This is a genomic window from Pigmentiphaga sp. NML080357, from assembly GCF_002188465.1.
GTDB lineage: Bacteria > Pseudomonadota > Gammaproteobacteria > Burkholderiales > Burkholderiaceae_B > Pigmentiphaga.
In genome coordinates this window covers 183,688-204,789 of sequence record NZ_NINW01000008.1, presented here as the reverse complement: position 1 = coordinate 204,789, position 21,102 = coordinate 183,688, and the positions used below count along the sequence as shown (strand labels likewise).

The window sequence follows — 21,102 nt, the reverse complement described above, 5'->3', positions numbered from 1 at the left end:
CGACGGCGCCGACGATGCCGCCCTCGCGGTCGTCGCCGCCGAACAGGTCGGGCTGATTGATGGTGATCTGGCCGCTGGACGTCATCGATCCCGACCACGCCGTGCGCTCGCCGACCACGATCTTGTTGAGCGAATCGACCGGGCCGTGGCACAGCGCCAGATGCATTCCCGCGTAGTAGCGGTAGCCGACGGTGACACTTTTGCTGCCTTTGCCGCCGCCGCTCATGCCTTGACTCCCTCATTCGTTTCAGATTTGGCTTGCTGCTCGACGTGCTCTGCCAGCCGAATCGCCATCGCATCCCCGGTAGCCCGCAGCCAGGCGGTGCTCACGCCCTGCTGGCGAAAATCATCGAAAGTCACGCCGTCGCGCGGAAACCAGCGGCGCAGGCCAGCATTGCAATAGCCCAGCGCCTTGGCATCAAGGTGAGTGGCGATCTGAAGGTTGCTGCGCTGTTCGCTCATTTCTTGCCGCCTCCTTTGGTCTTGATCGGCGTTGTCCGCACATCGCCGAACCAGACGCAATTCGGCTGCTTGATCGTCCGCGTACCGAACAACACCGGGATCGGACTGTCGGCGGCAGCAACCGGTGCATCGACATCGCCGGGTTGAGGTGTAGTGGTCTTGGGTTTGGGGGCGAGCAGCGACGACAGAACCGTCGTGATCACCCACACGATCAGGTATTGCCACATGGAAAATCCTCAAACGATGGCGTCCCCGGTGAAAGGGTTCTTTACCGGGATGTAAGGAAAGCCGCCGTAGTTCAGCTGGTTGCCAAACTTGGCGGAGCAGGTCGTGAGCGTGTGGTCGCAGCCCGGATAAGCCTCGAAGGCGTCGCCCGCCTTCAGTCCTGGAATTGGCGCTGAGAGGGTCACCGCGCCGCCGGAACTGGCGACGATCATCCGTTGCACCCCGGCGGCCATCAGCCGACCACCGACGAACCAGGCAATCGGCTTGGGCAGAAAGACGGACGCAGTCACCTCCAGCCCCGCCACGCTCTCGACGATGCCGGCGGTCTTGTAGTCGGCCGCATTGACCTTGCAGCCGCCGTGGTAGAGCGGATGACGGCAGTTGATCTGGTAGTTCGCCCGGCGCCCCGAACGCTTGAGCGTCGTAAAAATCGGTTCGCAGCGCATCTGCGCCGTGATGCCGCCGAACACCACCGACACGACGCGCCCTTTCCACCAAGTGATGAATTCCGTCCCTGGGTCGGACAGGTGCTGGCGAAAGATGGTGAGTGACAGCACGCCATCGGGCGGGGTCACGATGAAGGACTGCACCACGCCAATGTCGAGCGCTGCTTCGAGATTGAGCATCGCGCGGCCGAACTCCTGCGTCTGCTCGATCTCCGAGCGCCGGATCGGTGCCGGAATGTACTGCTCGCCGTTGTAGGTCACAGCATCCCGCGCTGACGTGTAGCGCCAGATGGTGGTCCCCAGCGCGAAGCGATACAACTCGACCGGCTGGCCGGCATGGAGGCTGTTTTCTTGGTTCTGATAGGTCATCCGTTGATGCTCCGAATAGGCAAAGTCACCCGAACCACACGATCCGTTTCGAAGAAAAATTCCACGGCATCGCTCTCCAGTCGGGCCAGTTCCAGGAAACAGACGATCCGGAAATCGGACGGCACGCAGGCCCGTCCCAGCGCGGCGTCGATCCGCATCCGTTCCACCACCCCGTCCACGAACTCGAACCCGGTGATGCTGCGCAAGAACCAGGTGCCGTCGTTGTGCAGGAAGGCCACGTCCCGCCGGCCGGGCATGGCCTGGTAGTAGGTGGCGAAGCCCCGGCCCTGGACCAGAATTTCCGTGGCATCCAGGGCGAAGGGCTGGGCGACCTCGAGACCACGCTCCCACGTCGGCACCCAGAAAGGCACCTGACGACCTGCACGGGCCGCGAGCCAGCCTCGCATCGCAGTGAGCCGGGTGCGGTCTGGCAGCAGGTACTGGTGGCGGCGCACGATAAAGGGCCGGTTCGGGCTGTCGATCACCGCAGGCGTACCGGTCTCAACGTCGAACACATCGGCGAGTCGCTGATAGTCGATGCTGACGTCCTCGACCCGGTTTGGATGCAGCAGCAGCGTGTCGTAGCCTCGGTACTGAATCGGTGAACTCGTCGCCGCCACTGGCGAAGCCAGGTCCTCCAGCTCGAAGCGCAATTTGGCCTGGGAGATCGCCGCCGTTGGCCGGGTCACGGTCTGCTGGGCGGGTAACCGTCCTAGCCGGGCAGGGGCGATCCAGGAGCCTGCGGGCCAGTTCCCCAAGGCCGGGCGCTTGAGCGTGATCGTCCCGGCGGTCAGGGACAGGACTTCCAGTGCCTCGCTGGCGCCAGCGCTTGAGCCGACGATGGCCAGCCCACCGGCGTGATAGTCCAGGTCCGTGGTACTCACGGCCAGCACCGTGTCGCCGGGATGGATGGCGGCCGCAAGCCAAGCCTTGTCGGTCCACACCGGCACGGCATAGACGCGCGACTGCCAGACGTTCATCAAGAGATCAAGCTGCCCGCCGTTGCCGTACTCCAGCACGTCGAACTCGAACGAGCGCCGGGGATCGGTCCGCAGCCGCACCCGCTGCTCACCACCGTCGCGCATCGTCAGCACGTCGGTGAGCCATTCCAGCCGCTCGGTGAAGCCGCCTTGCCAATCGTGCAGCAGGCCCATGACCAGCACGCGGCCATAGCTGATCGCCAGATCCCGTGTGCCGCCAGCCGAGAAATGCAGCGTCAGCAGCGTATCGACGAAGCTTGGGCCATCGAGAGTGGCCGTGACCTCGTAGAAGATGTCCTCCAGCCCCCGCATCCTTGTTGGCGGGAAGAACCCCAGGGACAAGCCCTCGGTGTCGCCGTCCAGCTGGAAAATCGTCACCGGGTCCAGGAACGCATTCCAGACTTCGACGGTACGGGTTGTGGGAATGACGAGATTGCCGAACTCGATCCTGGACGGCTGCAGGTAGATCCGGTGGTAGTAGTCGTCCGAGAAAGAACCACAGTGTGCGCCAGTCCGCGCGATCAGTGCCTCGGGCGACGGCTGGCCGCTGTCGATGACACCGACCGCACCAGCAATGGCCGCGATGACCGTGGTCGGTGCGTAGTACGCAGGTCGACCATCGTCCCACAGGCTGTTCATCCCGGTGGCCACTGCGCCGCCCAGGATGTTTGACGTGAAGGCTCCGGCGAAGTCGGGCATTTACATCACCTTGCGGTAGGCCAGGCCGTAGTCGTAGCTGATCGGTTCCGCCCCGAGCGTGTAGGCCTTGTTCCACAGTGGGAAGATCTTCCACACGTCGGTGCCAAGGGTCAGCTCGTTGCCTGGGTTGAAGTTCGAGATGTTCAGGAAGCGCACATCGGGGAATTCGCCGAGCAGCGTCCAAGTGCCGACGTAGGGCGTGCGATTGACGCCCACGTAGCATGGCAGCATCGGCGCCAGACCGTTGTAGCTTTGCGGCGAGCAGTGATAAGCCAGATCGTGCGCCAGGGTGTTGAGGGAGTTCTGGGTCCCGGACCCGATGTAGCCCGCGCGGTTGTTGGTCGCATTGGCGTAGCTTGAGCACCCGTAGGCGTCCAACTGTTCCGTCGTGTACGAGCCGGTCGAGATCAGCCGCCAACCGACCGTCCAACCATCGATGTCGGCTCTGACATAACTACCCGGATAACCGTTCGATGCAAGCGATGCCCTCGACGGTCCCAAGCCGTTCGCACCGAAAGGAATCATGTGATTTGAAGTGTTGAACGCATTGGGCGTCGTCGTGAACGACTCGATGGGGCAGCCTGCGGTCAGGTACTGCCCTCCGGCAAAAGCGCCGTACTTGTTGATGAAACCGAACGACAGGTGTCGAAAACGCCCTGGCATCTCCTCAATCACCACATGGATGAAGTCTCCGCTCGAGAACAGGTGGTAGGCGTAGAGCGAGGTGGCCATCGGGCCGACCATCACGAACTTTCGATTGTTGGTCTGTAGGTTGGCGGCGGTGCCAGCGACGAAGCCGTCGCACGCCCAGGCCTCCAGGCAGGCATAGGTGCCGTTGACGCCGTTCTTGTAGAGCTTTTTATTGACCGCGAACAGCTGGTAGGACACGCCGTTCTTGGACAACACGGCCCGGTTCGCCGTCAAGCTGGTTTCCGACTGATTCCGGTACGCATCGGAGCTGCTGACCGAGGAAATCATCGACGTCGTGCCGGCGTGGGCCGCGCCACCGGTCGATCCATAGGTCGGGAACGTCAGCGTAAAGGTGTCGGTAGCGTTGGCCGTCCAGCCATTGGCGACCGCAAAATTCTTGATCGCCGTCAGCAGCGTGTTGATGTCCGCCGACGCGCCGGTGATGTAAGCCATTGAATCGCCTCGAGCAAGTTCTCAGTTCAGTTGAATGGCGGCAAAGCGCGCCGCATTGGTGGAAGTCGCCGCCTGGACGACCAAATGGACTTTGCCGGCCACCGTCACGGTGTCGCCAGCGGCCACCCCGAAGCCGGGCACGGCGAACACGCCTTGCAGCTCGCCCCAGACGTTGAAGGGACGGGAGGTTCCGCAGTCATAGAGGATGGCCGGCAGCAGCGGACTGGCGCCGTTCGGCAACTGCGTGAGGTTGCCCATGTCGTAGCGCCCTACGCTGTTCCTCCTGGTCTCCTGCGACATTGCCCAGGGCCAGGCGCGACCGGTGTAGCTCGTATCGAAGCGGTTGGTGCCGACCCAGCCGCCGCTCGGCTGCAGGATAGCTGCGCTGTAGCTGCCGTACTCACCATCGTTGCGCCAGAACGCGCTGCCCGCGATATCGAGATCCGAACTTTGATAGTTGTCGCCGCGCGAGGTGTTGGCGCCGATGAAGAGCGGATACGGGTACTGCGACGGCGTGCCGTAGGGCAGGAAAAACCCCGCGTAGAGCGCCCCCCAGTAGGCCGAGGATTTCGCCACGACGATGAAGCGGCGGCCGTTGGCGACGAACCAGTAACTGATCGCGCTGTTGAACACCGGCATTCTCGGCAAGATGCCGAGCGAACCGGCCCCCGAGAGCAGACTGCCTGGTTGGCCTTCCGGGGTGCTGATCGAGACGGCGCTTTGCCACGATTGCGAGCCGAGAACCCGGATGGAATACGCGGGTGCAGCCGCGTCGGCGAACAGACAGACCTGCACATAGATCGCATCGCCTGCCGAGGAGCCTGGGCCGCGCAGGCGAGTGATGGCCGGCTAACTCTGTCTGTGCCGATCCAGATCAAGCGGCGCAGCGGCCGCAAGCTGGTCACTCTCCCGAACGGTGAGACTGCACCGGTCAGACCATGGGACGTGGCACCGACCTCCATTCAATTGGCGCTGGCCAGGGGTCACCGCTGGCTGGCGATGCTGGAATCGGGGGAAGCGAAGTCCTTGAAGGAAATCGCCACGCGGGAGGGGATCGACAACAGCTACGTCAGCCGGATGGTCAACCTGACCACGCTGGCACCCGACATCGTGGCGGCCATCCTGGACGACGAATTGCCGAACCACGTCACGCTGTTTGATCTGGCGGTTGATCCGCCAGCGCTGTGGGATGAGCAGCGGGAGAGAGTCGGACTCTGAGGTGGAGGCACCACCTCAGCTCAACATGCCTTTGAGATCCTTGAGCATCAGGAACAGATGGTACGGATCAGTCGGGCTGGGCTCGAATTCCCACGATTCGTACCACTGCCGTGCTGCGTCGTCCTTGGCATGGACCAACAGGCAGCGGATACCCGCAATGTCGGCGGCCTGTGCGGTGCGCAGCAGTGCATCCTTGAGCAAGGCCTGGCCCAGACCTTTATGCTGATGCTCCTTGTCCACGGCGAGCCGGGCCAGGATCATGACCGGCACCGGGTGGCGCGCCAGCCCCTTCATCACTCTCGACGGCGTGGCTTCCGGATCGACGCTACCAACGGCTAGGCTGTAGAAGCCGACCACCACGTCACCCTGGCAGCAGACATAGGTCTGCGCGCTGTTGGCCTTCTGGTTGACGAGCGCGTAGCGCTGCAGGAACTGGTTCAGCGCGGCCTGGCCGCAGTCGAACGCATCGACCTGATCCGTTGCAGCCAGCTTGCGAACGGGCGAGTAGTCATTGCTCAATCCAGCACCCCAGGTTCACGCAGCAACTTCTTCAGACGCGGCTTGCTTTGCACCGGGCGGTCCAGCGCCTCCTGGAAGGCCTGCCACTGTGTGTCGTCCAGCACGAACTGGCGACGATCCGCCAGCGTCTGCGCGGCCGCCGTCACGCCCGCGTCGAGCAGGAACTCGCTGACGTTCTTGTGGCAGGCGCGTGCGGCTTCTTGAAGCAGCTGCTTGACCGGCGTGCTGGCACGAACGTCAATGCGTTCGGTCTTGGAAAGATTCAGGGTGCTCATGGTGCCCCTCCGGACTGATATTGGATTCCTTTATTGTACTTGTCAGGACATTGTCCTGACAAGAGGTTCCTTATCTTAGCCACCATCCAAGCACGTACTTTCGCGTTGCGACATGTCGGTAGTTCTCGATAACTACCGACGAAACGCACCCGCAGCGTGTCCTTCGCCCCCCGATGCTGCAATCCAACCGCTTGATTCGTCCGCGCGTAACCCTTTGATCTGTATGGCGCTGACTTGTGGCCCTTGCGGACTTCGGGCAACTTTCAGGGAGCGAGGTCGGAGCGAGGAATGGCTAGGAGAAAGTGGAATGTGGCCCGGAACGGCCAATTCAGGCGGCGGGCGAAGTCCGCAGGCTTCCGCAGGAGCCCCCAAGAACACGCGGGAACCGGCGCGATCAGGCAAGAAAAAACCCCAACCGAGAACGGTTGGGGTTTCATTATTGGTGGAGCCGGCGGGAATTGAACCCGCGTCCGGAAGCCCTCTACAGACAGTTCTACATGTGTAGTCGATTTATTTGGATTTAACCGCGAGCTTAGCCAACCGACAGGCCGGCACGCGGCGATTCACGTAGTTTAAGCATGGACCGTGTGACCCCAGCCCATACCGATTCCTTGTGAATGACACTGCTGCGGTTCAGGATGCAGCTGCTTCGGGGAGTATGGCCCTAGGCAGGGATCCTTAGGAAAGTTGCCCTTCCTCCGCCCGACCCAAGGACAGATCGGTGCAGCGGCTCACCGTTTAAGCGGCGAGAGCGAAACGCTCGTCGTTGGCGTTTATTTGCGTTCCAGTGGTTTAACGAGCTTACTGGTGCTCGACATGCCCTGTGCTGCTTCGCGACCCCCGTCGAATCCGGTTCGGCCCCGTAAGGAGGATTGTATCCCATATGGCGGCATCGCCCCTGTTTTCAAGGGGAAATGTCTTCATCTCGCGCGCCGGCGGCACCCGCGACGAGAGGGTTCATCCTAGGCCGGCAGCAGTCGGCGTATCACCGGCAGCAGCTCGGGCACCGATGCGACGACCGCATCGGCCTCCCAGGCTTCGACCGGCACGCCATCGCCGCAATAACCGTAGGCGGTGGCAACGGTTTTCATGCCGGCGGCCTTGCCCGCCACGATGTCCCGCTGGTCGTCGCCCACGTAGAGGCAGTGCGCCGGCGCCACGCCGGCCAGCCGGGCGGCGTGCAGCAGCGGCTCCGGATGCGGCTTGGAATAGGCGGTGGTGTCGCCGCAGACGACGACGGCGCTGTGCTGCTCCAGGGCCAGATGGCGCACCAGCGGAGTGGTGAAGCGGGTGGCCTTGTTGGTGACGATGCCCCACGACCAGCCGCCCTCGACCAGCGTGGCCAGCAGCTTTTCCACGCCAGGGAACAGAACGGTATGGACCGCGATATTGGCGGCGTAGTCGTCCAGGAATTGCTGCCTGGCCTCCTCGTATCCCGGGGATTCGGGCGTCATGCCGAGCGCGACACGGAGCAGACCCCGGGCGCCATGGGAAGCGACCGGACGCAACTGCTCGTAGGGCAGGGGTGGCTGGCCCCGCCGCAGGCGCTGCTGGTTGGCCGCCGCGGCGAGATCGGGAGCGGTATCGGCCAGGGTGCCGTCGAAATCGAAAAGGACCAGCGGTTTCATGAACGTATCGTTGCCACCAGGTAGTTGACGCTGCTGTCGTTGCTGAGCCGATAAGTCTTGGTCAAAGGGTTGTATTCCAGCCCCTTGATCGCGGCGGCTTCGAGACCGGCACGCCGGGCGGCGCCGAGCAGCTCGCTGGGGCGTATGAAATGGTCGTAGCTATGCGTGCCGCGCGGGACCAGGCCCAATATGTATTCGGCGCCCAGAATCGCAAATGCAAACGATTTGATGTTGCGGTTCAAGGTCGAGAAAAAAACGTGGCCGCCCGGTTTGGCCAGGGCTGCGCATGCCCGGATGACGGATTCCGGATCCGGTACGTGTTCCAGCAATTCCATGCAGGTCACGATATCGAACGACGCAGGACGCTCCGCGGCCAGCTCTTCCACGCTGATATTGCGGTATTCCACTTTCACGCCCGTTTCCAGGCTGTGCAGTTTGGCTACTTTCAGGGATTTTTCAGCCAGGTCGATCCCCGTTACGGTGGCGCCTCGCGCCGCCATGCTCTCGGCCAATATGCCGCCGCCGCAGCCGACGTCCAGCACGGTTTTGTTTCCCAGGCCGTGCGCCGTCTGGCTGATCCATTCCAGGCGCAACGGATTAATGGCGTGCAGTGGTTTGAATTCGCTTTCCGGATCCCACCAGCGCGATGCCAGTGCGCTGAATTTGGCCAATTCGGCCGCGTCGGCGTTGACGGGCCGGGACTCCTGGACGGTGGTCGTCATGAAAGGCTCCAAATGAAAAACCCCGCAGTCACTTACCTGCGGGGTTTCAAGCCAGCGGTATTCCGGAGAATACCGCTGGAAACCGGCTGGAAAACCAGGCGGGTGCTGCTTACTTGTTGCGCGTACCGACGACTTCGACTTCCACGCGGCGGTTCTTCGCACGGCCGGCGGCGGTCTTGTTATCGGCGATCGGCTGCTTCTCGCCCTTGCCTTCCGTGTAGACACGGTTGGCTTCGATGCCCTTGCTGACCAGGTAGGCCTTGACAGCTTCGGCACGGCGGACCGACAGACGCTGGTTGTAGGCATCGGTGCCGATGGAGTCGGTGTGGCCGACGGCGATCACGACTTCCAGGTTGATGTTGCGGATCTGGGCAACCAGTTCATCCAGCTTGGCCTTGGCTTCGGGCTTGACGACGGACTTGTCGAAATCGAAGAAGGCGTCGGCGGAGTAGGTGACCTTTTCGCTGACCGGGACGGGCACGGGGGCCGGCGCCGGGGCGGGAGCGGGGGCGGGCGCCGGGGCAGCAGCAGGAGCGGCAACCTTCAGCGCGCCATCGCAGGAAGGATCGGCGGTGGCGGGGGTCCAGAACCCATTGCGCCAGCACAGGCCGGTGGCGTTCTTCACTTGCACGCCGTACGCGGATTGCCAGTTGTCGTTGACTTTGCCGGTTTGCGCGGAGGCCACGCCCGAGGCCGTTACGGCAGCGAAGGCGAGCGCCAGAGAGATTCCAATTTTGGAGCGTTTGTTCATGTTTCTCCTCTTAGCTTGAAATGAAACTCGCAGCGAACCCCCGCCGCAACATGGATATACATGCCCAGTATAGCATTGCGGTTGTTCTGCCATGCCACTCACTCCTGGGATAAGTAAGTGTTTGTGCCAGAAATCACACTGGATGCACGCAAGCGCCACTGCGATACCCGCGACATTATCCTTTCGAGATCGCTTTTTGACGGGGATTTGGTTAGTTGTAGTTTTTTTGCAACTGACTCGCCATTTACCCAAACCTCCTCTACGTCCTCTCGTCCGGCCGCATAGACCACGTGCGAGACGGGATCGAATACCGGCGCCAGCCGCGCCGTGTCGAGCCGGATGGCGACCAGGTCGGCGCACTTGCCGGCCGCGATCGAGCCGATCTCGCCGTCCCATCCCAAGGCCTTGGCGCCGCCCAGCGTGGCGGCGTGGAGGGCACGGTGCGCCGGCATGGCGCGGGCGTCGCCGCTTGCGCCCTTGGCCAGCAGCGCGGCCAGGCGCAGTTCCGACAGCATGTCGAGGCGGTTGTTGCTGGCGGCGCCGTCCGTGCCCAAGCCGATGTTGACGCCGGCCGCTGCCAGCGGGCCGATCGGCGCCAGGCCGCTTGCGAGTTTCAGGTTCGAGGCGGGGCAGTGCGCCACGCTGACGCCGTGGGCGGCAAGCAGCGCGATGTCGCCGGCGTCGAGATGGACGCCGTGCACGGCCACCATCCGGGGCGAAAGCAGCCCCAGGCGCGCCAGGCGCTCGGTGGGGCGCATGCCTTGCCGCGCGAGGGCGTCCTCGACTTCCTGCCGGGTTTCGTGCAGGTGCATGGCGATGACGAGGTCCGCTTCTTCGGCCACCGCGGCAATGCGCTGCAGCATGTCGTCGCCGACCGTGTAGGGGGCGTGCGGCGCCAGCATGAAGCGCAGCGTCGTCTCGCCCCGATATTGCTCGTGGGCGGCGAGCGCCCGCGCCAGCAGGCTTTCGGCCGACTGCGCGCCGGGGAGCTCGAACACCGTCCCGCCCACCGCGGCGCGCATGCCCATGGACAGCGCGGCGCGCGCGACTTCCTCCGGGTAGAAATACATGTCGGCGCAGCAGGTCGTGCCGCCCGCCAGCATCTCGGCGAAGGCGAGCGCGCTGCCGTCGTAGACGAAATCGGGGGACAGCAGCCTGCCTTCGAGCGGCCAGATGCGTTCGTTGAGCCAGGCCATCAGCGGCAGGTCGTCGCCGGCGCCGCGCAGCAGGCTCATGGCGGCGTGGGTGTGCAGGTTGACGAAACCCGGCAAGAGCGCGCAGCCGGGAAGCACGCGGACCGCGGCATCGGGATGGCGGGCCCGCAACTGCGCGTGGGGTCCGAGTTCGAGGATCCTGCCGGCACGCAGGGCGACGCCGTGGCCGGCCAGCACGGCCTGGGCAGGTTCGACCGGAATCACCCAGTCGGGCAGCAGCAGCGTGTCGGATCCCATATGGCGGGTTCGGGGAATGGGGTGGGCGTATTACAGCATGGGGACGGGGCGGGTGCTAAACTCTTTAGCTTCGTCCGACGCTCGTTCGCGGGGGAGTTTCCCCCTGGGATCCGCGCTTGCCGCCCGGTGTCATGCCGGCTCGCGGGCCGGCCGGATGCCAGCGGGCACGGGGCGCGACAACACCTCTTGATGCAGCTTGCCCATGGATTCCTTCGCCAAGGAAACACTACCGATCTCTCTCGAAGAAGAGATGCGCCGCAGCTATCTCGATTACGCCATGAGCGTGATCGTCGGCCGCGCGCTTCCCGACGTCCGGGACGGTCTCAAGCCCGTGCACCGGCGCGTGCTGTACGCGATGCACGAACTCAACAACGACTGGAACCGGGCCTACAAGAAGTCGGCCCGTATCGTCGGCGACGTCATCGGTAAGTACCATCCGCACGGCGACCAGGCGGTATACGACACCATCGTGCGCATGGCCCAGCCGTTCTCGCTGCGCTACATGCTGGTCGACGGCCAGGGCAACTTCGGCTCGGTCGACGGCGACGGCGCGGCGGCCATGCGCTATACCGAAATCCGCCTGGCCAAGATCGCCCACGAGCTGCTGGCCGACATCGACCAGGAGACCGTGGATTTCGGTCCCAACTACGACGGCAGCGAGAAAGAGCCGCTGCTGCTGCCGACGCGCCTGCCCAACCTGCTGGTCAACGGCAGCTCGGGTATCGCCGTGGGCATGGCCACCAACATTCCGCCGCACAATCTGGCCGAAGTGGTGGACGGCTGCCTCTACTGCCTGCGCAATCCCGCCTGCACGGTCGACGAGCTGATCGAGATCATCCCTGCGCCCGACTTCCCCACCGGCGGCATCATCTACGGCATGTCCGGCGTGCGCGAGGGCTATCGCACCGGCCGCGGCCGCGTCGTGATGCGCGCCAAGACCCATTTCGAGGACGTCGAGAAGGGTGGGCGCGAGGCCATCGTGGTCGACGAGATCCCGTACCAGGTCAACAAGCGCTCGCTGCTCGAACGCATCGCCGAACTCGTCAACGAAAAGAAGATCGAGGGCATTTCCGACATCCGCGACGAGTCCGACAAGGACGGCATGCGCGTGGTGATCGAGCTCAAGCGCGGCGAAGTGCCCGAGGTCGTGCTCAACAACCTCTATAAGAACACGCAGTTGCAGGACACCTTCGGGATGAACCTGGTGGCGCTGGTCGATGGCCAGCCGCGCCTGCTCAACCTGAAGCAGATGGTGGAGCACTTCCTGGCGCACCGCCGCGAGGTCGTGACCCGCCGCACGGTGTTCCAGCTGCGCAAGGCCCGCGAACGCGGCCACGTGCTCGAAGGCCTGGCCGTGGCGCTGGCCAACATCGATGATTTCATCGCCATCATCAAGGCCGCGCCGACGCCGCCCATCGCCCGGCAGGAATTGATGGCCCGCACGTGGGATTCCTCGCTGGTGCGCGAGATGCTCGCGCGCGCCGAGGCCGAGACGGCGGGCGGACGCGATGCCTACCGGCCCGAGGGGCTGCCGGCCGAGTACGGCATGCAGGACGACGGGCTGTACCGGCTGAGCGACACCCAGGCGCAGGAAATCCTGAACATGCGCCTGCAGCGCCTGACCGGGCTGGAGCAGGACAAGATCGTCGGCGAGTACAAGGACGTCATGGCGAACATCGCCGACCTGCTCGACATCCTCGCCAAGCCCGAGCGCGTCACCGTCATCATCGGCGACGAACTCTCGGCCATCAAGGCGGAGTTCGGCACCGACGCCAAGGACACGCGCCGTTCGCACATCGAGCTGAACGCCACGGAGCTCGACACCGAGGACCTGATCACCCCCACTGACATGGTCGTGACCCTGTCGCACGCGGGCTACATCAAGAGCCAGCCGCTGTCGGAGTACCGCGCGCAGAAGCGCGGCGGTCGCGGCAAGCAGGCCACGGCCACGAAGGAAGACGACTGGATCGACCAGCTCTTCATCGCCAACACGCACGATTCCATCCTGTGCTTCAGCAACCGCGGCCGGGTCTACTGGCTGAAGGTCTGGGAGGTGCCGCAAGGCACGCGCAATTCGCGCGGCAAGCCCATCGTGAACATGTTCCCGCTGTCCGACGGCGAGAAGATTACCGTGGTGCTGACCGTCAAGGCGTACAGCGAGGACCACTACGTCTTCATGGCCACGGCCAAGGGCACGGTCAAGAAGACGCCGCTGTCCGAATTCTCCAATCCCCGCAAGGCCGGCATCATCGCGGTCGACCTGGACGAGGGCGACTACCTGATCGGCGCCTCGCTGACCGACGGCAAGCATGACGTGATGCTGTTCTCCGACGCCGGCAAGGCGGTGCGCTTCGACGAGAACGATGTGCGCCCGATGGGCCGCACCGCGCGCGGCGTGCGCGGCATGATGCTGGAAGACTCGCACACCGTGATCGCCCTGCTGGTGGCCGAGAATGAAACACAGAGCGTGCTGACGGCCACCGAGAACGGCTACGGCAAGCGCACGCCGATAGGCGAATACACCCGCCACGGCCGCGGTACCAAGGGCATGATCGCGATCCAAACCACCGAGCGCAACGGCAAGGTCGTGGGCGCCGTGCTGGTCGATCCCAGCGACGAAATCATGCTCATCACCACCGGCGGCGTGCTGGTGCGCACCCGCGTGAGCGAGATCCGCGAGATGGGTCGCGCCACGCAGGGCGTCACGCTGATCAACGTCGACGAGGGCACGCACCTGTCCGGCGTGCAGCGCGTGGTCGAATCCGATACCGAGGAGCCCGAGGGCGGCGGCGCCGACGCCGAGCCCGAGGCTCCGTCTTCCAGCGAGGCCGAATAAGGCGGTTGCCATGACTCGACCCTACAATTTCTCCGCCGGTCCGGCCGTCCTTCCCGAGGCCGTGTTGCGGCAGGCAGCGGCCGAAATGCTGGATTGGCACGGCAGCGGCATGTCGGTGATGGAAATGAGCCATCGCGGCAAGCAGTTCGAGCAGATCTGCGACGAGGCCGAGTCCGACCTGCGCGAACTGCTCTCGGTGCCGGACGACTACGCCGTCCTGTTCCTGCAGGGCGGCGGCCTGGGCGAGAACGCCATCGTCCCGATGAACCTGATCGGACGCCGCCAGGCGCGAGCGGCCGATTACGTGGTGAACGGCTCGTGGTCGGTCAAGTCCTTCAAGGAGGCCCAGCGCTACGGCGACGTGGCCATGGCGGCCACGGCCGAGCGGCCCGCCGTCCTGGAGGGCGCGGAGCAGGGGCCGTGGACCTACATGCCGGATCCCGCGTCCTGGCAGGTGCGGCCGCAGGCGAGCTACGTCCACCTGTGCAGCAACGAGACCATAGGCGGCGTCGAGTTCATGGACTGGCCCGACCTGGCTGCGCTGGGCGCGCCCGAGGCGGCGCTGACCGTGGACGCCTCCTCGCACATTCTGTCCCGGCCCATGGACGTGCGCCGGGCGGGGCTGATCTACGCCGGTGCGCAGAAGAACATCGGGCCGGCCGGCCTGACCATCGTCATCGTCCGCAAGGACCTGCTGGGCAGCGCGCTGCCCATCTGCCCGTCGGCGTTCGATTACGCCATCGTCGCCCAGGAGCGCTCGCGTTTCAACACGCCGCCCACCTATGCGATCTACATCGCGGGGCTGGTGTTCAAGTGGCTCAAGCAGCAGGGCGGCGTGGCGGCGATGGAGGCGGCCAACGTGGCCAAGGCCCGGCTGCTGTACGACTATCTCGACACCACGGCCTTCTACCGCAATCCGGTACACCGGCCCGTCCGCTCGCGCATGAACGTGCCGTTCATGCTGCGCGACGATGCACTGAACACGCCTTTCCTGCAGGCGGCGGAAGCGGCGCACCTGCTGCAGCTCAAGGGGCACAAGAGCGTGGGCGGCATGCGGGCGTCCATCTACAACGCCATGCCCATCGAGGGTGTGCGCGCCCTGGTCGACTTCATGAAGGATTTCGAGCGCAGCCATGGATGACGATCTGCAAAAGAAGCTGGCGCCGCTGCGCGAGCGCATCGACGCCATCGACGCGCAGGTGCTCGAACTCCTGTCGGAGCGCGCGCGCACGGCGCAGGCGGTGGGATTGGCCAAGGAGCACCACGCCGGAGCGGTGTTCCGGCCCGAGCGCGAGGCCCAGGTCATCCGGCGGCTGCAGGAGCTCAACGGCGGTCCGTTGCCCGACCAGGCGCTGTCGGCCATCTGGATGGAGATCATGTCGGCCTGCCGCGCGCTGGAGCAGCCCGCGCGCGTGGCCTATCTGGGTCCCCAGGGCACGTACTCCGAGCAGGCCGTGCTGGCGCATTTCGGGCACGCCGTCGATCCCGTCTCGTGCGGCACGATAGACGAGGTCTTCCGCTCGGTGGAGACTCGCCGCGCGGACTTCGGCATCGTCCCCCTGGAGAATTCCAACGAAGGCGCCGTCAACCGCACGCTGGACCTGCTGCTGTCCTCGCCGGTGAAGGTCCTGGGCGAGCGCTCGGTGCCCGTGGTGCAATGCCTGATGACCCGCAGCGGCACGCTGGATGGCGTCAAGGTCATCCATTCGCATCCGCAATCGCTGGCGCAGTGCCAGGGATGGCTGTCCGACCACCATCCCGAACTGGCCCGCGCCTCGGCCGCCAGCAATGCCGAAGCGGCCCGCCTGGCGTCCGAAGACCCGACCGTGGCGGCCATCGCCAGCGAGCAGGCGGCGCAGCGCTGGGGACTCAAGATCGTGGCGGCGGGCATCCAGGACGATCCGCACAACCGCACCCGTTTCCTGGCCATCGGCCACCTCGAGACCACGCCGTCGGGCCGCGACAAGACCAGCCTGATCCTGGCCGTGCCCAACGAGGCGGGCGCCGTCTACCGGATGCTGGCGCCGCTGGCCGAGAACGACGTATCCATGACCCGCTTCGAGTCCCGCCCGGCCCGTACGGGCCAGTGGGAATACTATTTCTACGTCGATATCGAGGGCCACCGGCAGGATCCCAAGGTGGCCAAGGCGCTTGCCGCGCTGCAGGCGCGGGTAGCCTTCATCAAGGTGCTCGGGTCGTACCCGGTATCGCCTTGAGCGGGGCCGGACCCATGTCGTTGGCCGAACCGGAAGAAAACGCCGGGCACCGCATTCAACCCCTGGTACCCGTGCTCGCGGTCGTGGGCGTGGGCTTGATAGGCGGCTCGTTCGCCGCCGCGCTGCGGCGGGCGGGGCAGGTCGGACAGGTCTGGGGCGTCGGCCGCCAGGCTTCATCGCTGGACGAGGCGCGCCGGCTCGGCCTCGTGGACCGGGTCGTTACGCTCGAAGAAGCCGCCCGCGCCGATCTGGTCCTGGTGGCCGTACCGGTGGGCGCGACGGGCGCCACGCTGGAGGCGCTGGCGTCGCACCTGGGGCCGCATACCGTGGTCACCGACGCGGGCAGCACCAAGACGGACGTGGTGCACGCCGCCCGCGCCGCGCTCGGCGCCCGCATCGGCCAGTTCGTGCCCGGCCATCCCATTGCGGGCAGCGAGCGTAGCGGCCCCGCGGCCGCATTCCCCGAGCTGTACGAAGGGCGAACGGTGATCCTGACGCCGTTGCCCGAGAACCCGCCGCCCGCGGTCGACCTGGTTGAGCGAGCCTGGCGGTGCTGCGGCGCACTGGTGCGGACGATGGAAGCGGACGAGCACGATACGGTGCTGGCCTCGGTCAGCCACGTGCCGCACCTGCTGGCCTTCGCCTACATGGCGCAGGTGCTTGCCGCGCCCGACGCCGCGTTGCGGCTGGACCTGGCGGGCAGCGGTTTTCGCGACTTCACCCGCATCGCCGGCGGCTCGCCGGACATGTGGCGGGACATATTCCTGGCCAATCGCGACGCCATGATGCAGGAAACCGCGGCCGTGCGGCACGCTTTGGATCAATTCGAAGCGGCCATGCGCCGCGGCGACGGCGCGGGCCTCGACGCCATGCTGCGGACCGTGTCGCAGGCGCGGCGGGCGTGGCGCGCCGGCCAGCCCGAATCCCCCGATACGACGGAATGAGTGCCATGACCGACGCTCCGCGCAACGCGCCCCACCTGGACCTGGCTCCCGTTCGCAGCGCCCGCGGCACGGTGGACCTGCCCGGCTCCAAGAGCATTTCCAACCGCGTGCTGCTGCTGTCGGCGCTGGCCGAAGGCACGACGCGCGTTTCCGGCCTGCTCGATTCCGATGACACGCAGGTCATGCTGGCCGCCCTGCGCACACTGGGCGTGCGCATCACGGCCGGCGAGCGGCCCGACGAGGTGCTGGTCGAGGGAAGCGGCCGCTTCCGCGTCGGGCAGGCCGACCTCTTCATGGGCAACGCCGGTACCGCGATCCGCCCGCTCACCGCCGCGCTGGCGATGATGGGCGGGCACTACCTGCTTCATGGCGTGCCGCGCATGCACGAGCGTCCCATCGGCGACCTGGTCGATGCCCTGCGCATGCTGGGCGCCCGGGTGGCCTACCAGGGCAAGGAAGGCTATCCGCCGTTGTCGATAGGCTGGGGCGAACTGGATCTGTCGCGGCCCGTCAAGGTCAACGGCTCGGTGTCGAGCCAGTTCCTCACGGCGCTGCTGCTGGCAGCGCCATTGGCCACCCAGGCGGCGGGCCGCGACTTCGTGATCGAAGTCGAAGGGGAGCTCATTTCCAAGCCCTACGTGGAGATGACGCTGAACCTGATGCGCCGCTTCGGCGTGACGGCGGTGCGCGACGAGTGGCGCCGGTTCGCCGTGCCCGCCAATTCGGCCTACCGTTCCCCCGGGCACATGCCGGTGGAGGGCGACGCTTCGTCCGCTTCGTATTTCCTGGCCCTGGGAGCCATCGGCGGCGGACCGGTGCGGGTGACAGGCGTGGGACGAGACAGCATCCAGGGAGACGTCGCCTTCGCCGACACCCTCGCCGCCATGGGGGCCCAGGTGGAGATGGGGCCGGACTGGATCGAGACGCGCGGCACCAAGGTGGCCGAAGGCGGGCGCCTGAAGGCCTTCGACGCCGATTTCAACCTGATCCCCGATGCGGCCATGACCGCGGCGGTGCTGGCGCTCTACGCGGACGGGCCGTGCCGGCTGCGCAACATCGCGAGCTGGCGCGTCAAGGAGACCGACCGCATCCACGCCATGCAGACGGAGCTTTCCAAGCTGGGCGCGCTGGCCCAGGCCACGCCGGACAGCCTGACGGTGATTCCACCGGCTTCCTGGAAAGCTGCCGAGATCGGTACCTGGGATGACCACCGCATGGCCATGTGCTTCTCTCTGGCCGCGTTCGGGCCGGTGGGCGTGCGCATCCTGGATCCCGGCTGCGTCAGCAAGACCTTCCCGACCTATTTCGACGTCTATGCCGGGCTGGTGGGCGCCTGAGCCGGGGCCGCGCCACGCGGGCGCAGGGTCTTGCGGCGTTCCCAGAACTTGTCGAAGAAGTAGTGGACGACCGTATTGACCGCTGGCTCGACGAAGGTCACGGCACCGCTCAAGGCCACGCTGCCGGTAATAATGTAGGCGACGCTGAATGAAGTCGCGAGGTGCAGGCCGCCGAAGGCTAGGGTCTTGGCCATCGTCGCGTTCCTTTTTTCGTAATGAGAATCGTTATCTATTGTGCGCGTCGTGCCCGTAGCGCGCCAGTTGATCAATCCAATATCTGCGATAGGTTCCATAAATGACTGGCAAACCGGCTCCCATGATCGCCATCGACGGCCCGACCGCGTCGGGCAAGGGCACCATTGCCGCCAGGGTCGCCGGCCAACTGGGCTGGCATCTGCTCGACAGTGGCGCCTTGTACCGGCTCACGGCGCTCGCCTGCCTGGAGCAGGGGATCCCGGCCGACGACGCAGCGGGCGCCGCGCGGGCCGCCGCTGCGCTGGACGTGCGCTTCGATGCCCATGGCGTGAGCATGGCGGGACGGGACGTGAGCGCCGACATCCGCCGGGAGGAGGTCGGCAACCTCGCCTCCCAGGTCGCGGCGCTGGCTCCGGTGCGGGCGGCGCTGCTCGACCGCCAGCGGGCCTTCCGCCGGGCGCCCGGCCTGGTGGCCGACGGGCGCGACATGGGGACGGTTGTTTTTCCGGACGCCGACCTCAAAATATTCCTGGTGGCGAGTGCCGAGGCGCGCGCCCAGCGCCGCTATAAACAGTTGATCGAAAAGGGTTTTTCGGCTAACCTCTTAACCCTTTTGCGCGATTTGGAAGCGCGCGACGCACGCGATACGCAACGGGCGAACGCGCCTTTGGCCGCCGCCCCCGACGCCCTGGTGCTCGATTCCTCCCACCTCTCCATTGAGCAGACGGTGGCGCAGGTCATGGCCTGGTGGCAGGAACGCGCATCCGTGCCGCGTGCCTGAAGGCGCCGCAACAGCAGTACAGGCCCTCAGCAATGAGGTTTTGCAACTCCACCGATTGGTGTGGTGTCAGGCCGAATGTCTCGGCCGCCCCCATGAAGTGCGTAACCCGGTAACACATCACAATGTCTTCGGTTTCCCAAGCTCCTGCCGGCGAAGAAAGCTTTGCCGCCCTGTTCGAAGAAAGCATCAAGCGCCAGGAAATGAAATCCGGCGAAGTCATCACCGCCGAGGTGGTGCGCATCGACCATAACTTCGTCGTGGTCAATGCCGGCCTGAAGTCCGAGGCCTTGATCCCCATCGAGGAATTCCTCGACGACAAGGGCGAACTCGAAGTTTCCGAAGGCGATTTCGTCTCGGTCGCCATCGACGCGCTCGAAAACGGCTACGGCGACACCGTTCTGTCGCGCGACCGCGCCAAGCGCCTGGCGGCCTGGCTGCAGCTCGAGAAGGCCCTCGAATCCGGCGACCTCGTCACCGGCACCATCACCGGCAAGGTCAAGGGCGGCCTGACCGTCATGACCAACGCGATCCGCGCCTTCCTGCCGGGTTCGCTGGTCGACCTGCGTCCCGTCAAGGACACCACCCCGTACGAAGGCAAGACCCTCGAATTCAAGGTCATCAAGCTCGATCGCAAGCGCAACAACGTCGTGCTGTCGCGCCGCGCCGTGCTCGAGGCCAACATGGGCGAAGAGCGCCAGAAGCTGCTCGAGACCCTGCACGAAGGCGCGATCGTCAACGGCGTCGTCAAGAACATTACCGACTACGGTGCGTTCGTCGACCTGGGCGGCATCGACGGCCTGCTGCACATCACCGACCTGGCATGGCGCCGTGTGCGTCACCCCTCGGAAGTCCTGTCCGTCGGCCAGGAAATCCAGGCCAAGGTCCTCAAGTTCGACCAGGAAAAGAACCGCGTCTCGCTGGGCGTCAAGCAACTGGGCGAAGATCCGTGGGTGGGCCTGGCTCGCCGCTATCCGCAAGGCACCCGCCTGTTCGGCAAGGTCACCAACCTGACCGACTACGGCGCGTTCGTCGAGGTCGAAGCCGGCATCGAGGGCCTGGTCCACGTGTCCGAAATGGACTGGACCAACAAGAACGTCGATCCCAAGAAGGTCGTCACCCTGGGTGACGAGGTCGAGGTCATGGTGCTCGAGATCGACGAAGACCGTCGCCGCATCTCGCTGGGCATGAAGCAGTGCCGCCCCAACCCGTGGGAAGAGTTCTCGATCAACCACAAGCGTGGCGACAAGGTCCGCGGCGCCATCAAGTCGATCACCGACTTCGGCGTATTCGTCGGCCTGCCCGGCGGCATCGATGGCCTGGTCCACCTGTCCGACCTGTCCTGGAGCGAGTCCGGCGAAGAAGCCGTGCGCAACTTCAAGAAGGGCGACGAGGTCGAGGCCGTGGTGCTGGGCATCGACACCGAGAAGGAACGCATCTCGCTGGGCATCAAGCAGCTGGAAGGCGATCCGTTCAACAACTTCGTGGCCACCCACGACAAGGGCGCCGTCGTCCAGGGCACCGTGAAGTCGGTCGAGGCCAAGGGCGCGGTCGTGACCCTGTCGGTCGATGTCGAAGGCTACCTGCGCGCTTCCGAGATCTCCTCGGGCCGCGTCGAAGACGCCACCACGGTCCTGAAGGCCGGCGACAACATCGACGCCATGATCCTGAACATCGACCGCAAGACGCGTTCGATCCAGCTCTCGATCAAGGCCAAGGACAACGCCGAGACGGCCGAGGCCATCCAGCGCATGTCCGACGCCAGCGCTTCGTCGGGTACCACCAACCTGGGCGCCCTGCTGAAGGCCAAGCTCGACCAGCGCGAGAACGGCTGAGGTAGCCCACCCCCTGGCGGCCTTCGGCCGCTCCCCCTCGAAGGGGGCCGCACTGGCGGACCGGCAAAGCCGG

General features: G+C 65.3%; 22 protein-coding genes and 1 other RNA gene. 8 read left to right on the top strand and 15 right to left on the bottom strand.

The genetic code is table 11. The features are described 5' to 3' along the window. The 7 genes from CDO44_RS02965 to CDO44_RS02935 form a co-directional block, all read right to left on the bottom strand. Positions 1-226: hypothetical protein (locus tag CDO44_RS02965; protein WP_144389456.1), on the bottom strand; the 226-nt coding region annotated here is incomplete at its 3' end. Then, positions 223-462: a hypothetical protein gene (locus tag CDO44_RS02960; protein ID WP_087778747.1), complete on the bottom strand. Its 240-nt coding sequence runs from the start codon at positions 460-462 to the stop codon at positions 223-225. The genes CDO44_RS02965 and CDO44_RS02960, both read right to left, overlap by 4 nt. After that, a complete protein-coding gene (locus tag CDO44_RS02955) occupies positions 459-689 on the bottom strand; it encodes a hypothetical protein (RefSeq protein WP_087778745.1) in 231 nt (76 codons plus the stop codon). The genes CDO44_RS02960 and CDO44_RS02955 overlap by 4 nt, the downstream gene beginning before the upstream one ends. 9 nt (positions 690-698) lie before the next feature. Next, positions 699-1,502, bottom strand: a complete 804-nt coding sequence (locus CDO44_RS02950) for a phage BR0599 family protein (RefSeq protein WP_087778743.1) — start codon at positions 1,500-1,502, stop codon at positions 699-701. Further along, positions 1,499-3,181 carry a hypothetical protein gene (locus CDO44_RS02945; RefSeq protein WP_087778741.1) on the bottom strand — a complete coding sequence of 561 codons (1,683 nt, stop codon included), beginning with the start codon at positions 3,179-3,181 and terminating at the stop codon, positions 1,499-1,501. The genes CDO44_RS02950 and CDO44_RS02945 overlap by 4 nt, the downstream gene beginning before the upstream one ends. Beyond that, complete coding sequence (locus CDO44_RS02940) at positions 3,182-4,324, bottom strand: hypothetical protein (protein ID WP_087778739.1); 1,143 nt, start codon at positions 4,322-4,324, stop codon at positions 3,182-3,184. A gap of 21 nt (positions 4,325-4,345) precedes the next feature. Continuing rightward, complete coding sequence (locus CDO44_RS02935) at positions 4,346-5,119, bottom strand: hypothetical protein (protein WP_198951280.1); 774 nt, start codon at positions 5,117-5,119, stop codon at positions 4,346-4,348. Here CDO44_RS02935 and CDO44_RS02930 point away from each other — a divergent pair. Continuing rightward, positions 5,114-5,542: a LacI family transcriptional regulator gene (locus CDO44_RS02930; protein WP_087778783.1), complete on the top strand. Its 429-nt coding sequence runs from the start codon at positions 5,114-5,116 to the stop codon at positions 5,540-5,542. The genes CDO44_RS02935 and CDO44_RS02930 overlap by 6 nt on opposite strands. Positions 5,543-5,557: 15 nt before the next feature. Here the strand turns inward: CDO44_RS02930 and CDO44_RS02925 are convergent, their stop codons facing one another. The 7 genes from CDO44_RS02925 to CDO44_RS02895 form a co-directional block, all read right to left on the bottom strand. Continuing rightward, positions 5,558-6,061: a GNAT family N-acetyltransferase gene (locus CDO44_RS02925; protein ID WP_087778736.1), complete on the bottom strand. Its 504-nt coding sequence runs from the start codon at positions 6,059-6,061 to the stop codon at positions 5,558-5,560. Further along, entirely contained in the window at positions 6,058-6,336 is a 279-nt protein-coding gene (locus CDO44_RS02920; protein ID WP_029577227.1) for a DUF1778 domain-containing protein, read from the bottom strand. The genes CDO44_RS02925 and CDO44_RS02920 overlap by 4 nt, the downstream gene beginning before the upstream one ends. 440 nt (positions 6,337-6,776) lie before the next feature. After that, positions 6,777-7,198: a transfer-messenger RNA gene (gene ssrA / locus CDO44_RS02915) on the bottom strand. Positions 7,199-7,298: 100 nt separating this feature from the next. Then, complete coding sequence (gph, locus tag CDO44_RS02910) at positions 7,299-7,964, bottom strand: phosphoglycolate phosphatase (RefSeq protein ID WP_087778734.1); 666 nt, start codon at positions 7,962-7,964, stop codon at positions 7,299-7,301. Beyond that, entirely contained in the window at positions 7,961-8,686 is a 726-nt protein-coding gene (ubiG, locus tag CDO44_RS02905) for a bifunctional 2-polyprenyl-6-hydroxyphenol methylase/3-demethylubiquinol 3-O-methyltransferase UbiG (RefSeq protein ID WP_087778732.1), read from the bottom strand. The genes gph and ubiG overlap by 4 nt, the downstream gene beginning before the upstream one ends. Positions 8,687-8,795: 109 nt before the next feature. After that, positions 8,796-9,437 (bottom strand): outer membrane protein OmpA, encoded by a 642-nt coding sequence (ompA, locus tag CDO44_RS02900; protein WP_087778730.1) that lies wholly within the window; start codon positions 9,435-9,437, stop codon positions 8,796-8,798. A 98-nt stretch (positions 9,438-9,535) separates the two neighbouring features. Beyond that, entirely contained in the window at positions 9,536-10,888 is a 1,353-nt protein-coding gene (locus tag CDO44_RS02895) for a TRZ/ATZ family hydrolase (protein ID WP_087778729.1), read from the bottom strand. Between the two features lie 202 nt (positions 10,889-11,090). Between CDO44_RS02895 and gyrA the strand changes: the two genes are divergently transcribed. From gyrA to aroA, 5 genes are read left to right on the top strand one after another with little or no spacing between them, the layout of a single operon-like run. Next, positions 11,091-13,724 carry a DNA gyrase subunit A gene (gyrA, locus tag CDO44_RS02890; RefSeq protein WP_087778727.1) on the top strand — a complete coding sequence of 878 codons (2,634 nt, stop codon included), beginning with the start codon at positions 11,091-11,093 and terminating at the stop codon, positions 13,722-13,724. Positions 13,725-13,734: 10 nt separating this feature from the next. Continuing rightward, positions 13,735-14,865, top strand: a complete 1,131-nt coding sequence (gene serC, locus CDO44_RS02885) for a 3-phosphoserine/phosphohydroxythreonine transaminase (protein ID WP_087778725.1) — start codon at positions 13,735-13,737, stop codon at positions 14,863-14,865. After that, positions 14,858-15,940 carry a prephenate dehydratase gene (pheA, locus tag CDO44_RS02880; protein WP_087778724.1) on the top strand — a complete coding sequence of 361 codons (1,083 nt, stop codon included), beginning with the start codon at positions 14,858-14,860 and terminating at the stop codon, positions 15,938-15,940. Before serC ends, pheA begins: the two co-directional genes overlap by 8 nt. A gap of 14 nt (positions 15,941-15,954) precedes the next feature. Then, entirely contained in the window at positions 15,955-16,884 is a 930-nt protein-coding gene (locus CDO44_RS02875) for a prephenate dehydrogenase/arogenate dehydrogenase family protein (protein ID WP_087778722.1), read from the top strand. A gap of 5 nt (positions 16,885-16,889) precedes the next feature. Continuing rightward, complete coding sequence (aroA, locus tag CDO44_RS02870) at positions 16,890-18,221, top strand: 3-phosphoshikimate 1-carboxyvinyltransferase (RefSeq protein ID WP_087778720.1); 1,332 nt, start codon at positions 16,890-16,892, stop codon at positions 18,219-18,221. Here aroA and CDO44_RS02865 read toward each other — a convergent pair. Further along, positions 18,197-18,415 carry a DUF2061 domain-containing protein gene (locus tag CDO44_RS02865; protein ID WP_087778718.1) on the bottom strand — a complete coding sequence of 73 codons (219 nt, stop codon included), beginning with the start codon at positions 18,413-18,415 and terminating at the stop codon, positions 18,197-18,199. The genes aroA and CDO44_RS02865 overlap by 25 nt on opposite strands. Positions 18,416-18,516: 101 nt before the next feature. Between CDO44_RS02865 and cmk the strand changes: the two genes are divergently transcribed. Then, the gene (gene cmk / locus CDO44_RS02860; protein WP_087778716.1) at positions 18,517-19,197 is read left to right on the top strand and encodes a (d)CMP kinase; all 681 of its coding nucleotides are present in this window, start codon (positions 18,517-18,519) and stop codon (positions 19,195-19,197) included. A 122-nt stretch (positions 19,198-19,319) separates the two neighbouring features. Beyond that, positions 19,320-21,029, top strand: coding sequence for a 30S ribosomal protein S1 (rpsA, locus tag CDO44_RS02855; RefSeq protein ID WP_087778715.1), 1,710 nt, complete (start codon positions 19,320-19,322; stop codon positions 21,027-21,029). Positions 21,030-21,102 lie beyond the last annotated feature (73 nt).

Bases quoted from the DNA above. Each gene is read 5' to 3' on its own strand.
- CDO44_RS02960 (WP_087778747.1), bottom strand. From the start codon at position 462: ATGAGCGAACAGCGCAGCAACCTTCAGATCGCCACTCACCTTGATGCC.
- CDO44_RS02955 (WP_087778745.1), bottom strand. From the start codon at position 689: ATGTGGCAATACCTGATCGTGTGGGTGATCACGACGGTTCTGTCGTCG.
- CDO44_RS02950 (WP_087778743.1), bottom strand. From the start codon at position 1,502: ATGACCTATCAGAACCAAGAAAACAGCCTCCATGCCGGCCAGCCGGTC.
- CDO44_RS02945 (WP_087778741.1), bottom strand. From the start codon at position 3,181: ATGCCCGACTTCGCCGGAGCCTTCACGTCAAACATCCTGGGCGGCGCA.
- CDO44_RS02940 (WP_087778739.1), bottom strand. From the start codon at position 4,324: ATGGCTTACATCACCGGCGCGTCGGCGGACATCAACACGCTGCTGACG.
- CDO44_RS02920 (WP_029577227.1), bottom strand. From the start codon at position 6,336: ATGAGCACCCTGAATCTTTCCAAGACCGAACGCATTGACGTTCGTGCC.
- gph (WP_087778734.1), bottom strand. From the start codon at position 7,964: ATGAAACCGCTGGTCCTTTTCGATTTCGACGGCACCCTGGCCGATACC.
- ubiG (WP_087778732.1), bottom strand. From the start codon at position 8,686: ATGACGACCACCGTCCAGGAGTCCCGGCCCGTCAACGCCGACGCGGCC.
- ompA (WP_087778730.1), bottom strand. From the start codon at position 9,437: ATGAACAAACGCTCCAAAATTGGAATCTCTCTGGCGCTCGCCTTCGCT.
- CDO44_RS02895 (WP_087778729.1), bottom strand. From the start codon at position 10,888: ATGGGATCCGACACGCTGCTGCTGCCCGACTGGGTGATTCCGGTCGAA.
- gyrA (WP_087778727.1), top strand. From the start codon at position 11,091: ATGGATTCCTTCGCCAAGGAAACACTACCGATCTCTCTCGAAGAAGAG.
- serC (WP_087778725.1), top strand. From the start codon at position 13,735: ATGACTCGACCCTACAATTTCTCCGCCGGTCCGGCCGTCCTTCCCGAG.
- pheA (WP_087778724.1), top strand. From the start codon at position 14,858: ATGGATGACGATCTGCAAAAGAAGCTGGCGCCGCTGCGCGAGCGCATC.
- CDO44_RS02875 (WP_087778722.1), top strand. From the start codon at position 15,955: ATGTCGTTGGCCGAACCGGAAGAAAACGCCGGGCACCGCATTCAACCC.
- aroA (WP_087778720.1), top strand. From the start codon at position 16,890: ATGACCGACGCTCCGCGCAACGCGCCCCACCTGGACCTGGCTCCCGTT.
- CDO44_RS02865 (WP_087778718.1), bottom strand. From the start codon at position 18,415: ATGGCCAAGACCCTAGCCTTCGGCGGCCTGCACCTCGCGACTTCATTC.
- cmk (WP_087778716.1), top strand. From the start codon at position 18,517: ATGACTGGCAAACCGGCTCCCATGATCGCCATCGACGGCCCGACCGCG.
- rpsA (WP_087778715.1), top strand. From the start codon at position 19,320: ATGTCTTCGGTTTCCCAAGCTCCTGCCGGCGAAGAAAGCTTTGCCGCC.